The organism is Megasphaera intestinihominis (genome assembly GCF_040096415.1).
Taxonomy (GTDB): Bacteria; Bacillota; Negativicutes; order Veillonellales; family Megasphaeraceae; genus Megasphaera; species Megasphaera intestinihominis.
Genome location: NZ_JBBMEU010000018.1, coordinates 1 through 14,995 on the forward strand (window position 1 = coordinate 1; position 14,995 = coordinate 14,995).

Annotated in this window: 11 protein-coding genes, 1 tRNA gene and 1 other annotated feature; of the genes, 10 read left to right on the forward strand and 2 right to left on the reverse strand. The window is 55.1% G+C overall.

The features are described from left to right. Nucleotides 1–82 precede the first annotated feature (82 nt). Entirely contained in the window at nucleotides 83–1,582 is a 1,500-nt protein-coding gene (gene cshA, locus WMO23_RS04330) for a degradosome RNA helicase CshA (protein WP_292281424.1), read from the reverse strand. A 250-nt stretch (nucleotides 1,583–1,832) separates the two neighbouring features. Next, nucleotides 1,833–2,079: a binding site (T-box leader), on the forward strand. An 80-nt stretch (nucleotides 2,080–2,159) separates the two neighbouring features. Between cshA and WMO23_RS04335 the strand changes: the two genes are divergently transcribed. From WMO23_RS04335 to WMO23_RS04375, 9 genes are all read left to right on the forward strand, one after another. Beyond that, nucleotides 2,160–3,902, forward strand: a complete 1,743-nt coding sequence (locus tag WMO23_RS04335) for a 2-isopropylmalate synthase (RefSeq protein ID WP_020310047.1) — start codon at nucleotides 2,160–2,162, stop codon at nucleotides 3,900–3,902. Between the two features lie 115 nt (nucleotides 3,903–4,017). Further along, complete coding sequence (gene leuC / locus WMO23_RS04340) at nucleotides 4,018–5,277, forward strand: 3-isopropylmalate dehydratase large subunit (RefSeq protein ID WP_020310046.1); 1,260 nt, start codon at nucleotides 4,018–4,020, stop codon at nucleotides 5,275–5,277. Nucleotides 5,278–5,279: 2 nt separating this feature from the next. Next, a complete protein-coding gene (locus WMO23_RS04345) occupies nucleotides 5,280–5,768 on the forward strand; it encodes a 3-isopropylmalate dehydratase small subunit (RefSeq protein WP_020310045.1) in 489 nt (162 codons plus the stop codon). 1 nt (nucleotide 5,769) lies between these two features. Further along, nucleotides 5,770–6,840 (forward strand): 3-isopropylmalate dehydrogenase, encoded by a 1,071-nt coding sequence (leuB, locus tag WMO23_RS04350; protein WP_020310044.1) that lies wholly within the window; start codon nucleotides 5,770–5,772, stop codon nucleotides 6,838–6,840. Between the two features lie 366 nt (nucleotides 6,841–7,206). Next, entirely contained in the window at nucleotides 7,207–9,477 is a 2,271-nt protein-coding gene (gene topA, locus WMO23_RS04355) for a type I DNA topoisomerase (protein ID WP_292107280.1), read from the forward strand. Further along, nucleotides 9,467–10,792: a methylenetetrahydrofolate--tRNA-(uracil(54)-C(5))-methyltransferase (FADH(2)-oxidizing) TrmFO gene (trmFO, locus tag WMO23_RS04360; protein WP_292298982.1), complete on the forward strand. Its 1,326-nt coding sequence runs from the start codon at nucleotides 9,467–9,469 to the stop codon at nucleotides 10,790–10,792. The genes topA and trmFO overlap by 11 nt, the downstream gene beginning before the upstream one ends. Beyond that, entirely contained in the window at nucleotides 10,780–11,331 is a 552-nt protein-coding gene (gene hslV, locus WMO23_RS04365) for an ATP-dependent protease subunit HslV (RefSeq protein ID WP_036200680.1), read from the forward strand. Before trmFO ends, hslV begins: the two co-directional genes overlap by 13 nt. Nucleotides 11,332–11,346: 15 nt before the next feature. After that, the gene (gene hslU / locus WMO23_RS04370; RefSeq protein WP_020310040.1) at nucleotides 11,347–12,750 is read left to right on the forward strand and encodes an ATP-dependent protease ATPase subunit HslU; all 1,404 of its coding nucleotides are present in this window, start codon (nucleotides 11,347–11,349) and stop codon (nucleotides 12,748–12,750) included. Nucleotides 12,751–12,762: 12 nt separating this feature from the next. Beyond that, the gene (locus tag WMO23_RS04375) at nucleotides 12,763–13,989 is read left to right on the forward strand and encodes a class I SAM-dependent rRNA methyltransferase (RefSeq protein ID WP_020310039.1); all 1,227 of its coding nucleotides are present in this window, start codon (nucleotides 12,763–12,765) and stop codon (nucleotides 13,987–13,989) included. A 164-nt stretch (nucleotides 13,990–14,153) separates the two neighbouring features. Here WMO23_RS04375 and WMO23_RS04380 read toward each other — a convergent pair whose 3' ends face one another. Continuing rightward, complete coding sequence (locus WMO23_RS04380) at nucleotides 14,154–14,468, reverse strand: DUF6693 family protein (RefSeq protein WP_020310038.1); 315 nt, start codon at nucleotides 14,466–14,468, stop codon at nucleotides 14,154–14,156. Between the two features lie 92 nt (nucleotides 14,469–14,560). On the opposite strand from WMO23_RS04380, the gene WMO23_RS04385 reads away from it, so the two are divergent. Beyond that, nucleotides 14,561–14,644 (forward strand) — tRNA-Leu (locus WMO23_RS04385). Nucleotides 14,645–14,995 lie beyond the last annotated feature (351 nt).

Sequence of the window (14,995 nt, forward strand, 5' to 3'; positions counted from 1 at the left end):
CCAGCTATTGTGTTAGTTATGGGAAAGAAGGAAGGCTGCAACAAAATGAGCAAAAAAACTCATTTTGTTACAGCCCCTTTTCTCAATCCTTGAAATAAGGCTTGAATACGGAACGATTCGCTTCTTTATGTTGTTTGTTTTCACGGCGCTGGTTGTTGTTGCGATTGCGGCGGTCTCCACGGCGGTCGTTGCGGTTGTAGCGGCGGTTATTGCGGTCGCCGCGGTTGTTGCGGTCGCCGCGGTTGTTGCGGCTGCGGAGCGGCGCTTCTTCGGTAATCTTGACCGGTGTCGTGTCCGGTTCCTTGGTCAAGAGCTTGATGGCTGCGGCTACCAGAGCGGCCGAGTCGTAGTTGGACAGGAGTTCTTCGGCATTTTCTTTATACGTCCCGAAGTTGCCTTCTTCTGTCGTCGTGATCAGGCTGCGGATGGCGGCCTGCTGGGCGCCTTCCAGGGCTTCCGAGAAGGTCGGGGCCTTGCGGCGGGTGATGCGGCGCTTGATGAGGCGTTCGATGGTCCGCAGGTGTTCCATTTCGCGGGGGATGACGAAGGTCGTCGCTTCACCGCTCTGGCCGGCACGGCCGGTACGGCCGACGCGGTGGACGTAGCTTTCCGGGTCCTGGGGCAGGTCGTAGTTGAAGACGTGGGTAACGCCGCTGATATCGAGGCCGCGGGCGGCGACGTCGGTAGCGACGAGGATGTCGATGGTCTTTTCACGGAACTGGCGGATGACCGTATCGCGCTTGGCCTGGGTCAGGTCGCCGTGGATGCCTTCAGCCGAGTAACCGCGCTTCTTGAGGGCTTCCGACACTTCGTCGACGCGGCGTTTGGTGCGGACGAAGATGATGGCCAGGTCCGGTTCCTGCAGGTCCAGGAGACGGCAGAGGATGTCGAATTTCTGGCGGTCCGGCACTTCGATGTAGGACTGTTCGATGAGGTCCATCGTGACTTCTTTGGCCTTCATGCGGATGATGAGCGGGTCGTGCAGGAACGTTTCTGCCAGCTGCTGGATCGGCTTGGGCATGGTAGCCGAGAAGAGCAGGGTCTGGCGCGTATTCGGCGTAGCGGCCATGATGAGGTTGATGTCATCGATGAAGCCCATGTCCAGCATTTCGTCGGCTTCGTCGAGGACGATGGTCGTGATGTGGCTCAAATCGATGGTGCCGCGTTTCATGTGGTCGATGAGGCGGCCCGGCGTGGCGACGATGATCTGCGGGCATTTGCGCAGGCGGCGCAGCTGGCGTTCCATATCCTGGCCGCCGTAGATCGGCAGGGCCTGGATGTTGGTGAACTGGGCCAGGTGGTTCAGTTCTTCGGCAACCTGCATGGCCAGTTCACGCGTCGGCGACAGGACGACGGTCTGGATATCCTTGGACGGTTCGGCTTTCAGGATTTTTTCCAGGACCGGGATGCCGTAGGCTGCGGTCTTACCCGTACCGGTCTGGGCCTGGCCAATCATGTCGCTGCCGCTCATGGCGATGGGAATCGATTCAGCCTGGATCGGTGTGGGTTCTTCAAAGCCCATTTCATTCAGGGCACGGATAATGACTTCGCTAATATTCAAATTTTGGAATTTTTCTAACATGTACTTCCTCCTTGTTGTGTAACTTATTTATTATAGCATTAATAAGGGGAAAAAGATAGGGGGGAGGCGACGCATCCTGCAAAGAATCGTTACATGTAAAGATAAACGTTAAACCCGTCTTCACGGCATTTTATTAAATAAAGTATCACGTTTAAGCTAAAAATATTTGGAAAAGTTCTGGAAAAAGCCTTGCAAATTACAAAAGGGTATGATAACATACAAAACGTCAACAGACAAACAATCCAAAATAAAAAATGCGTTGAAGAGAACTAGTAAGTTCCGGAATGTTTCCAGAGAGCTGCCGGATGGTGTGAGGCAGCAGCGGCACGGAACAGAACTCATCTCTAAGCAGCTCGCTGAAACGAAAGGAGTAGGTGGAGCCGGGGCCTGGCCGTTAACAGACAGGAGGGTATCGACGTATGTCCGTACCTGTTGAGAGCCTATCTTCGGATAGGAATTAGAGTGGTAACGCGTAAGTATAATCTTTCGTCTCTTTTCGAGATGAAAGATTTTTTTTTATTTTGATTGTGTAATGATTTATTTTAAATTTATTTCATGATCATAGGAGAGATGCAGTATGAAAAACGTAGAACATTATAAAAAAGGTTATTTTATGCCCCCTGTTGTCGATATGTCCTGGGCCCAGAAAGAATATCCCGATAAAGCGCCCATTTGGTGCAGCGTCGATTTGCGCGATGGCAACCAGGCCCTCATCATTCCTATGAGCCTTGAAGAAAAGATTGAATTCTATAAAGTCTTGGTCGCCATGGGCTTCAAGGAAATCGAAGTCGGCTTCCCGGCTGCGTCGGAAACGGAATTTGAATTCCTGCGCTACTTAGTCGACCACGACATGATTCCCGATGACGTCACCGTCCAGGTCCTGACCCAGGCCCGGGAACACATCATCCGCAAGACTTTCGATGCCCTGAAAGGCGTCAAGAACGCCATCGTCCACGTCTACAATTCCACGTCCTTCGCCCAGCGCCAGCAGGTCTTCCGCAAATCGAAGGAAGAAATCAAACAGATTGCTGTAGACGGTGCGAAATTGTTACAGCGCCTGACCGACGAAGCCGGTGCCAACTTCCGCTTTGAATATTCGCCGGAAAGCTTCACCGGCACGGAACCGGAATACGCTCTGGAAGTCTGCAACGCCGTCCTCGATGTCTGGAAACCGACGGCTGACCGCAAGGCCATCATCAACCTGCCGTCGACGGTCCAGATGTCCATGCCTCATGTCTTCGCTTCGCAGATCGCCTATATGTCGCAGAATCTGAAATACCGCGACAACGTTATCTTATCGGTCCATCCCCACAATGACCGCGGTACGGGCGTCGCCGATGCTGAAATGGCCATGCTCGCCGGCGCTGACCGCGTCGAAGGTACGCTGTTCGGCAATGGCGAACGGACGGGCAATGCCGATATCGTCACGATCGGCATGAACATGTATGCCTTAGGCGTCGACCCGGGCCTGGATTTCTCGAACATGCCCAAACTGGTGGAAACGTATGAACGAGTGACCCACATGCATGTCCATCCGCGTCAGCCTTATGCCGGCCAGCTGGTCTTCGCCGCTTTCTCCGGTTCTCATCAGGACGCCATCGCCAAGGGCATGCACTTCCGCAAGGAAAACAACGAACAGTACTGGACCTGCCCGTACCTGTACATCGATCCGCATGATGTGGGCCGCACGTACGATGCCGACGTCATCCGCATCAACAGCCAGTCCGGCAAGGGCGGCGTAGGTTTCGTCATGGAACAGAATTACGGCATCGACATGCCGAAGAAGATGCGCGAAGACTTTAGCTACTTCGTCAAGGAAGTATCGGACCACAAGCATCAGGAATTGAAACCGGCCGAAATCTACGACGCCTTCCAGAAGAACTACCTCAATGCCGATACGCCGCTGAAAGTCGAAGACTTCTCGCTCAAGAAGAAAGGCGATAAATGGGTCGGCAAAGTCCTGGTCCGCGCCAACGACGAAGAAGTCGTCCTCGAAGGGGCCGGCAACGGCCAGCTGAATGCCGTCAGCAATGCCGTCTGCAAGGCCTATGGCATCGAGTTCAGCAACCTCGTCTACAGCGAACACGATTTGGACCGTGACTCCGATTCCCGCGGCATCGCTTACTTCGGCCTGACCGATAAAGAAGGCCATACGACCTGGGGCGCCGGCGTCGATACGGATACCATTACGGCTTCCATCTTCGCCTTCATGACGGCCATCAACCGCATGGACGGCATGGCTCAGCGCGTCAAGTTCCGGGCCCTCAAATCCACGCCGGATACGATTACGGCTTTCAAAGCCACGTCGGGCCAGCATTAAAGTATGATGTTTGATGTGAGGGGAGTGTAATTGAAAGCCACTCACATCGAACTCAAGCATGATAGAAACTTATCTGTATTGGATTTTAGTGAAATAATAAGGAGTGTATATACATATGGGTATGACGATGACGCAGAAAATCCTGGTAAAACATGCCGGCGTCGACTCGGTGAAACCGGGTGATTTAATTACTTGTAATCTCGATATGGTCCTGGCCAATGATATTACGGCCCCTCCGGCCATTGCCCAGTTCAACAAGATCGGCAAGCCCGTCTTTGATAAGACCAAGATTTCTTTGATCCCGGACCACTTCACGCCAAACAAAGACATCAAGTCCGCCGGTTTGGCCAAAATCGTCCGCGACTTCGCTAAGGAACACGGCATTACGCATTATTTTGAAGTCGGCCGCGTCGGCATCGAACACGTCCTCCTGCCGGAACAGGGCATCGTCGCTCCCGGTATGCTGACCATCGGCGCCGATTCCCATACCTGTACGTATGGCGCCCTGGGCGGTTTCTCCACTGGCGTCGGCTCGACGGACTTAGGCGTCGCCATGGCTACAGGCAAGGCCTGGTTCAAAGTCCCCGATGCCATCAATGTCCATCTGACGGGCTCCAAACCCGATGACATTACGGGCAAAGACGTCATGCTGACCCTCATCGGTATGATCGGCGTCGACGGCGCTCTCTACCAGTCCCTGGAATTCACGGGCGAAGGCGTCGCCGCTCTGGATATGACCGACCGCTTCACCATTGCCAACATGGCCATCGAAGCCGGTGCCAAGAACGGCATCTTCCCTGTCGATGAACAGACCATAGCCTATGAAAAGGGCCGCGTCCCCGATGGCTACGACATCGTCACGGCTGACGACGACGCCCATTACAGCCGGACTGTCGAAATCAACTTGTCTGAATTGAAACCCGTCGTCGCTTTCCCGCACCTGCCGGAAAACACCAAGGTCATCGGCACCTTCGGCGACATCAAGATCGACCAGGTCGTCATCGGCTCCTGTACCAATGGCCGTCTGGAAGATTTGAAGATCGCTGCGGACATCTTCAAAGGCCATAAAGTCCATCCTGACGTGCGCTGCATCGTCATCCCCGGCAGCCAGCACGTCTACATGGAAGCCATGAAGGCCGGCTACATCGAAACCTTCATCACTGCCGGCTGTGCCGTTTCGACGCCGACGTGCGGTCCCTGCCTGGGCGGCTACATGGGCATCATGACGGCTGGTGAAAAATGTGTCTCCACGACGAACCGCAACTTCCGCGGCCGCATGGGTCACGTCGACAGCGAAGTCTACCTGGCTGGCCCGCAGGTCGCTGCAGCCAGTGCGATTCTCGGCAAGATTGCCGCACCGAAGGAGGTCCGTTAATCATGACATTAGAAGGAAAAGTATGGCGCTACGGCGACAATATCGATACAGACGTAATCATCCCGGCTCGTTATTTGAACAGCTTCGATCCGAAAGAATTGGCCACGCACTGCATGGTCGACATTGACGAAACCTTTGCCGGCAACGTAAAGGCAGGGGATATCATGGTCGGCGGCCACAACTTTGGCTGCGGTTCATCCCGTGAACACGCACCGATTGCCATCAAGGCGTCGGGCATCCCCGTCGTCATTGCGGCCAGCTTCGCCCGCATCTTCTACCGCAATGCCATCAACGTCGGCCTGCCGGCCCTGGAAATCGGCGACGACGTCGAAAAAATCAAAGCCGGCGATATCCTCTCCATCGACCTCGACACGGGGAAAATCGTCGACAAGACGACAGGCGACACCTTCCAGGCGCCGCCCCTGCCGGGCTTCATCCAGGACATTGCCAAAGCTGGCGGCTTAATCAATTACGTAAAGGAGTCTAAGTAACATGGCTAAACATATCGTCGTCATCCCCGGCGACGGAATCGGGGAAGAAATCACGGCAGGTGCCGTTAAAGCCTTAGAGAAAATCGATGAAGTCTGCCACATCGGCCTGACTTTTGAAAAGAAACCGGCCGGCGGCACGGCCTATGACCTCTGCGGTTCGCCCTTGCCGGAAGATACCATCGAAGCGGCCAAGAAAGCCGACGCCATCCTCTTCGGCGCCGTCGGCGGCGACAAGTGGGACAACGTCGACCCGAAACTGCGCCCGGAACAGGCCGTCCTGGGCCTGCGCAAGGCTTTGGGGCTCTACGTCAACCTGCGCCCGGTCAAGGTACCGGAAGTCCTGGCCGAATACTCGCCGCTCAAACCGGATATCGTCACCGGGACGGACGTCCTCATCGTCCGCGAACTCGTCGGCGGCATCTATTTCGGCGACCGCTGCGAATCGGAAATCCACAATGGCGTCGAACGCGCGTGGGACCTGGAAAACTACAGTGTCCCTGAAGTACAGCGCATCAGCACCTTTGCCATGAAGGCCGCCCAGAAGCGCCGCCACAAGGTTACGTCCGTCGACAAGGCCAACGTCCTGGCTACGTCCCGCCTGTGGCGCCGTACGGTCATCGACGTCGCCAAGGATTATCCCGACGTCGCCTTGAACCATTTCTACGTCGACAACTGCGCCATGCAGCTGGCCCTCAATCCGAAGCAGTTCGACGTCATCGTCACGAGCAACCTCTTCGGCGATATCCTCAGCGATGAAGCGGCTGTCCTCGGCGGTTCCATCGGCATGATGCCGTCGGCTTCCATCGGCGAAATGACCAGCCTCTACGAACCGATTCACGGCTCGGCACCGGACATTGCCGGCCAGGGCATTGCCAATCCCTGCGCCACCATCCTTTCGGCGGCCATGCTCCTGCGTTACTCCCTGGATGAAGACGAAGCGGCCGACAAGATTGAAAAAGCCGTCGACGCCGCCCTGGCTGCCGGCTGGCGCACGCCGGACCTCTATAAAGAAGGCTTCAAGAAAGCCGACACCCAGACCATGACCGATGTCATCATCAGTGAAATTCACTAACTCGGTTTCACTAAAAACTGTAAACTGAAAACTTAAAACCCAAAAAGGGCCTGTCGCACGAAGGCTTCTACCATCATGCGAGGGTCTTTTTTGGTCAAAAGCAACCCCTCAGACCGCCTTCGGCGGCCAGCTCCCCTTTAAGGGGAGCCGCTAGCCACTAGCCACTAAAAAAGGGGCTGTCGCATTAAGCCATTTTAGCTTCGTGCGACAGCCTCTTTTTTGTGCTCATATTTGCTCATATTTTTGCTCATATTATAGTATTAGAAAGAGTCACACCTTGAAAGGTCGCGGCGAATAGTGTATGATGAGAAATAGTTTAAGTACATTTTCAGATTTCGTGTACAGCGAGAGGCAGGATGGAGATAGATGTTAGAATTTCCGATTAAACGCACAATCATCATTGATGATACTAAAAAGAAGAAACGAGGCCGCAAGAAAAAAGGCGACGGCGAGAAGACCGTCATCCACGGCACGGTCAATCTGCCCAAGAAGGAACCGCTGAAGAAGCTGGACCCGCTCCCGAAGAACGCCAAGAATCTGGTCATCGTCGAATCGCCGGCCAAGGCCAAGACTATCGAACGCTTCCTGGGCAGCGGCTACAAGGTCATGGCCAGCCGCGGCCACCTGCGGGATCTGCCGCGCAACCAGTTCGGCGTCAATATCGAAGAAGGCTTCGTGCCGACGTATACCAACATGTGGGATAAGCGCAAACTCATTGAAGACTTGCAGAATGAATACATCCGATCGAAACAAGTCTATCTGGCAACTGACCCGGACCGCGAAGGGGAGGCCATTTCCTGGCATCTGGCCCATTTGCTGGAAATCGACCCGCACGACAAATGCCGCATCATGTTCCACGAAATTACCAAGAAAGCCATCCTTGAGGCCATCAAGGACCCGGAACCTATCGACCTCAAGAAAGTCGACGCCCAGCAGGCCCGCCGCGTCCTGGACCGCATCGTCGGCTATAAACTGAGCCCTCTTCTGTGGAAGAAAGTCTGCAAGGGCCTCAGCGCCGGCCGCGTCCAGTCCGTCGCCGTCCGCCTCATCTGTGAAAGGGAAGAAGCCATCAAGGCTTTCGTGCCGGAAGAATACTGGACCGTCAGTGGAACCTATAAGACCGAAGACGGCCTGACCCTGCCGACAGAACTGACCAAGATTGACGGCAAGAAGGCCGAAATCTCGACGCAGGAAGCGGCCGAAGCCATCGCCCACGACCTGACCTGGGAAAGCCGCGGCGAAGACCACGAACCGGATACGATTGTGAAGGTCGAAAAGCGCAAGCGCAAACGCCAGCCCCAGCCGCCGTTCACGACGTCGACGATGCAGCAGGAATGTGTCAGCAAGCTCAATTTCGGCGCCAAGAAGACGATGATGCTGGCCCAGCAGCTCTATGAAGGCCTCGATATGGGCGACCAGGGCCATGTCGGCCTCATTACCTACATGCGTACGGACTCGGTCCGCATCAACGATGATATGGTCCAGGCCGCGCGGGAGTTCATTACGTCGAACTACGGCGAAGAATACATCCCCGACAAGCCCCGCGTCTACAAGACGAAACAGACCAGTCAGGATGCGCATGAAGCCATCCGTCCGACGTCGCTGGAACTGACACCGTACAAGGTGTCGGAATTCCTGTCCCGCGATCAGCTGCGCCTGTATACGCTCATTTGGAACCGCTTCCTGGCCAGCCAGATGGAATCGGTCGAAACGGAACACATGGCCATCATCATCGACAGCGGCCGCTACGAACTGCGGGCTGCAGGCTACAAAGTCCTGTTCAAGGGCTTTACGGAACTCTACGAAGACGCCAAGAAGGACAAGACTCTGGCTGAGCTGCCCCATATTTCGGCCCATACCGTCGTCCACAACCAGGCCGTCACGCCGCAGCAGCATTTCACCCAGCCGCCGGCACGCTATACCGAAGCCAGCCTGATCAAGACGCTGGAAGAAAAGGGTATCGGCCGGCCGAGTACGTATGCGCCCATCATGGATACCATCCAGAACCGCAATTACGTCGAAAAGAAGGATAAACAGTTCGTCCCGACGGAACTGGGCGTCATCATCGTCGATTTGCTGAAGAAATATTTCGCCCAGATCATCAACGTCGGCTTCACGGCCCACATGGAAGAAGAGCTGGACGCCATCGAACAGGGCAAGGACACGTACCGCCACGTCCTCCAGGAATTCTATGACGTCTTCAAGCCGGAAATGGACGAAGCTGAAGAAAAGATGGAAAAAGTCACCATTTCCGGCCAGGATTCGGGTCAGGTCTGCGAGCTCTGCGGCGCGCCGATGGTCTATAAATTCGGCCGCTTCGGCAAATTCCTGGCCTGCTCCAATTTCCCGGAATGCCGCAATACCAAGGCCATCGTCGAAGACCTGGGGATTACCTGTCCCAAGTGCGGCAAGGGGACGCTCATCAAGCGTAAGTCCAAGCGGGGCCGCGTCTTTTACGGCTGCAGCCAGTATCCGGAATGTGACTTCGTCCTCTGGAACCAGCCTGTCGACAAGAAGTGTCCCCTTTGTGGCAGCATCATGATTGTCAAACATTATAAAAAAGGACCCGATAAGATTTTCTGTAGCAATGCAGAGTGTGAAAACCATAAAAAAGGTGAGGTAGTGCATGAAGAATAGTGTCTTAATCATCGGAGCCGGCCTGGCCGGATCGGAAGCTGCCTGGCAGCTCGTCCGCCGCGGCATCCCGGTAGAACTCGTAGAAATGCGGCCGGTCAAATCGTCGCCGGCTCACCACACGGAATATTTCGCAGAACTCGTCTGCAGCAATTCCCTGCGGGCAGCGAATATTGAAAACGCCGTCGGCCTCTTGAAGGAAGAAATGCGCCGTCTCGGCTCGCTCATCATGGATGCCGCCGATACGCACCGCGTTCCGGCTGGCGGGGCCCTGGCCGTTGACCGCGTCCCCTTCAGCCAGTACGTGACGGAAAAACTCAAGGATCATCCCCTGGTCACCATCCGCCACGAAGAAGTGACGGAATTGCCGGACAACCAGATCTGCATCGTCGCCAGCGGCCCCCTGACCAGTGACGCCTTGGCCGATACCATCCGCCGCCTGACCGGGGAGGATTACTTCCATTTCCACGACGCCGCCGCGCCTATCGTCGCCGTCGACTCCCTGGATATGACTAAAGTCTACCGCGCCGCCCGCTACGGCAAGGGTGGGGCAGACTATCTCAACTGCCCTTTCACCAAAGAAGAATACGAAGCTTTCTGGCAGGCCCTGACGACGGCTGAATGTGCCGAACTCCACGACTTTGAAAAAGACGACAGCGTCTTTGAAGGCTGCATGCCCATCGAAGTCATGGCCGGCCGCGGCATCGATACCATGCGCTATGGCCCCATGAAGCCTGTCGGCCTGGAACTGCCCGGTACAGGTGAACTGCCTTATGCCGTCGTCCAGCTCCGCCAGGATAACGGCAGCGCCACGCTGTACAATATCGTCGGTTTCCAGACCCATCTCAAGTTCCCCGAACAGAAGCGGGTCTTTTCCATGATTCCCGGCCTGGAACACGCCGAATTCGTCCGCTATGGCGTCATGCACCGCAATTCCTATATCAATTCGCCGGAACTGCTCCTGCCGACGCTGCAGCTGCGCAAACAGCCGAACCTGCTCTTTGCCGGCCAGCTGACCGGCGTCGAAGGCTACCTGGAATCGGCAGCCATGGGCCTGTTGGCCGGTGTCAATGCGGCCCGCCTCCTGCAAGGGGAAGACGGCCTGACCTTTTCCCGGCGCACGGCCATGGGCGGCCTGAGCCAATATATTTCCAGCGGCCCGAACGACCATTTCCAACCGATGAACATCAACTTCGGCCTCATGGAACCGCTGGGCATCAAGAAACGCATGAAGAAGAAAGAAAAGAACGCCCTGCTGGCACAGCGGGCACTCGATGAAATTGAACAAATGAAAGGGGATTACCCATGTCTGAATTAATGTCTACAGAATTCCACGCTACTACGATCTGCGCCGTCCAGCGCGACGGCAAGACGGCCATCGCCGGCGACGGTCAGGTCACGATGGGCAATGCCGTCATCATGAAAGGGACGGCCCAGAAAGTCCGCCGCCTCTACCACGGCAAGATCATCAGCGGTTTTGCCGGCTCCGTCGCCGATGCGTTCACCTTATTCGACCACTTTGAAGAAAAATTGAACGAACACAATGGCAACCTCGTCCGCAGTGCCGTCGAACTGGCCAAGGACTGGCGGTCCGACAAAATCCTTCACAAGCTGGAAGCCCTGCTCCTGGTCGCTGACAGTCAGCGCATCCTGCTCATTTCCGGCAACGGCGAAGTCATCGAACCGGACGACGGCGTCCTGGCCATCGGTTCCGGTGGCAACTATGCCCTGGCTTCGGCACGGGCCCTCATGCAGAACACGGACTTGTCGGCCCGGGAAATCGCTGAAAAATCCCTGCATATTGCAGCCGATATCTGCGTCTACACCAACCACAACGTCATTGTCGAAGAAATTTAAGAAAGAGGTATTTTCATGGAAAAAACAGAATTGACGCCAAAACAGATCGTGGCGGAATTGAATAAATACATCGTCGGCCAGGGGGAAGCCAAGAAATCCGTCTCCATCGCCCTGCGCAACCGCTGGCGCCGCAAACGCCTGAGTGAAGACATGCAGGATGAAATCATCCCCAAGAATATCCTGCTCATCGGGCCGACTGGCGTCGGCAAGACGGAAATCGCCCGCCGCCTGGCCAAGCTCGTCGGTGCGCCGTTCATCAAAGTCGAAGCGACGAAATACACCGAAGTCGGTTATGTCGGCCGCGACGTCGAACAGATGATCCGCGACCTCGTGGCCAATGCCATCCGCATGGTCCAGGAACAGGAAAGCCAGCGCTATGAAGAAAAGGCCGAAGAAGAAGCCAACAAGCGCATCCTCCAGGTCTTCTGGCCGAAGAAGTCCATCAAGGAAAAAGTCAAGAACCCGATGGACGTCTTCTTCAGCAGCGATGATGACGACGATGAAATGCCGGAAGAACCGAAGCAGCTGGAAGAGCCGAAGTCCGACCGCCGGCAGAAGATGTTTGAAGACATTTGCGCCCATAAGATGGACGACCGGGAAATCGAAGTCGAAGTGGCTGAACAGAACCAGGGCTTCCAGGGCATCCTGACGGGCAATTCGACGGAAGAACTGACCAACAATTTCCAGGAAATGCTGGGCAGCATCATGCCGAAAAAGAAGAAGAAAAAGAAGATGACCGTCGCCAAGGCCCGGGAAATCTTCAAGGAAGAAGAATTGGAAAAATGCCTGGATATGGACATCATCGTCGACAAAGCCATCGAAGCGACGGAAGAATCGGGCATCGTCTTCATCGACGAATTCGATAAGATCGCCGAAAAGGGCCGTTCCAACGGGCCCGACGTCTCCCGCGAAGGCGTACAGCGCGACATTCTGCCCATCGTCGAAGGAGCTACGGTCAACACCAAGTACGGCCCGGTCAAGACAGACCACATCCTCTTCATCGCTGCCGGTGCCTTCCATGTATCCAAGCCGAGCGACCTCATTCCGGAACTGCAGGGCCGCTTCCCGATCCGCGTCGAACTCCAGTCCCTGACGGTCGATGATTTCCGCCGCATCCTGACTGAACCGAACCAGTCCCTGGTCAAACAGTATAAGGCCCTCCTGGAAACGGATGGCGTCACCCTGGAATTCACCGATGACGGCATCGACGCCATTGCCGAATACGCATACCGCGTCAACTTGGAAACGGAAAACATCGGCGCCCGCCGGCTGCACACGATTTTGGAAAAAATCCTCGAAGATGTGGCCTATGAAGCACCGGATATCGACGAAAAGCACATCGTCGTCAATAAAGAATTCGTTTCGGGCAAGCTGAACGACGTCGTCCAGAACGTCGACTTGAGCCATTATATTTTATAAAACGGGGGAAATATGAACCGACCTTATGCGAAATTAACGATTACCAAGAAGGGGGAACGGGCTGCCCGCAGCGGCCACCCCTGGGTATATGGCGAAGAAGTGACCCATGTCGAAGGCACGTACCAGACAGGGGACATCGTCGACGTCTACAGCGACAAAGACCGCTATCTCGGCACGGGCTTTGCCAACGACATTTCTAAGATACGCGTGCGTATCGTGTCGCGCAATGCCAACGACCGCTTCGACGAAGCTTTCTGGCAGCGCCGGGTCAAATATGCCCTGGACTACCGCAAGACCGTCATGGGCGATAAAGACTTCGCCTGCTGCCGCCTCATCTTCGGAGACGCCGACGACATGCCGGGCCTGACCGTAGACCGCTATAACGACGTCCTCGTCGCCCAGACCCTGTGCTATGGCATGGACCAGGTCAAACCGGTCATCTTCAAGGCTCTCGTCGACGAACTGGCCGCCATGGGCGTCACCATCCGAGGCATTTATGAACGGAACGACGTCAAAGTCCGCGAACTGGACGGCATGGAAGAGTATAAAGGCTGGTATCAGGCCGACTTCCTGCCCCAGCCGGGCAGCGTCTTGACGACCATCGACGAAAACGGCATCCTCTACGATGTCGATGTGGAAAATGGCCAGAAGACGGGATTCTTCCTGGACCAGAAATACAACCGCCTGGCTGTCGCCAAAATCGCTGCCGGCAAGCATGTCCTGGACTGCTTCACCCATACCGGAGCCTTTGCCCTCAATGCGGCCAAGGGCGGGGCGGCCAGCGTCACAGCCGTCGACATTTCCCAGGAAGCCGTCGACATGACCAACGAAAATATCCGCCGCAACGGCCTGGAAGACATCGTCACGGCCAAGCAGGCCAACGTCTTCGACCTCTTGACCGATCTGGCCGACCACAAGTGCCATGACTATGATTTCATCATCCTCGACCCGCCGGCCTTCACCAAATCGGGTCATACCGTCCACAACGCCATCCGGGGCTACAAGGAAATCAACTTGAAAGCCATGAAACTCCTGCCCCGCGGCGGTTACCTCGCGACCTGTTCGTGCTCCCACTTCATGCGTGACGACCTGTTCCGCCGGATGCTCCACGACGCCGCCAAAGACGCCGGCGTCCGCCTCCGCCAGATCGAAGGGCGCCAGCAGTCGCCGGACCATCCCATCCTCTGGAATGTCCCGGAAACGAATTATCTGAAGTTCTACCTGTTTCAGGTCGTGTGAGATTGGTGGCTCGTGGTTAGTGGTTAGTAACTCGCTGGTTATCCTCATCGTATGTGTAGTCCCTTTCTCACAGAGAAAACCTTTAAATTTAAAACTATCTGCTAACCACTAACTGCTAGCCACTAACAACTTAAAAGGGCTGTCGCGATGCGACAGCCCTTTTATTATTCCCTAAAATGCGTATGTTTTACCCGCCAGGCGGTCATCTTGTTGAACAGCCAGAAGCCGTAGATGCCCAGCGTGATGATAGTGAAGAACCACCATTTGATGTAGCTGCCGAAGAGCTGCAGACCTGTTCCATCAAAAGTGAGACGCTGGCCGTCGATGATCGTATTGCGGCAGATCCAGCGGCGAAACATGACTTCGCCCCAAGGATAGGCGATGCCGAACGTACAAATCGTAAGGATGACTAAGATGAGGCCATAGCCGATAAATCCGAGTACAGACCCTTCAAATTTCGATTCCCTTTGTAATAACATAACAATCCTCCTTTATGATATATATAGAAATATGATACCATATTTTTTGTTTGACCAATAGGAGGGAAGCATGGTAGAATAAAAAGGTACTTGCGAGTGTGGCGGAATGGCAGACGCACCAGACTTAGGATCTGGCGCCTCACGGCGTGAGGGTTCAAGTCCCTCCACTCGCACCAAAAGGGACTGTCGCATGAAGCTTTGTGCTATCGCGTACAGTCCCTTTCTTTTTCAGGGTTGAAGTTTGATTCATGATAGAGGGCGAGCCTGCTGGAGAAAAATCCACAGCCCGTTCTTGCTGGACCGTGTTTCTTTGCCAACTGCGGCCGAAGGCCTTTATCCTCCATTATGCTTGTGTAAAGATTCACAATATTCCCAATTGCTATTGGCAAGACCCCTTCAAGTATGATATACTACGCGTGACACATAAGGCAGGTTCTTTTAAAGCGCCGGGTTGGTACCGGAAACGGGCGGATACTGGCGCGGACCGGCCGTGTTTTTGCGTCTTTAATCGTATTGCGACTTGTATC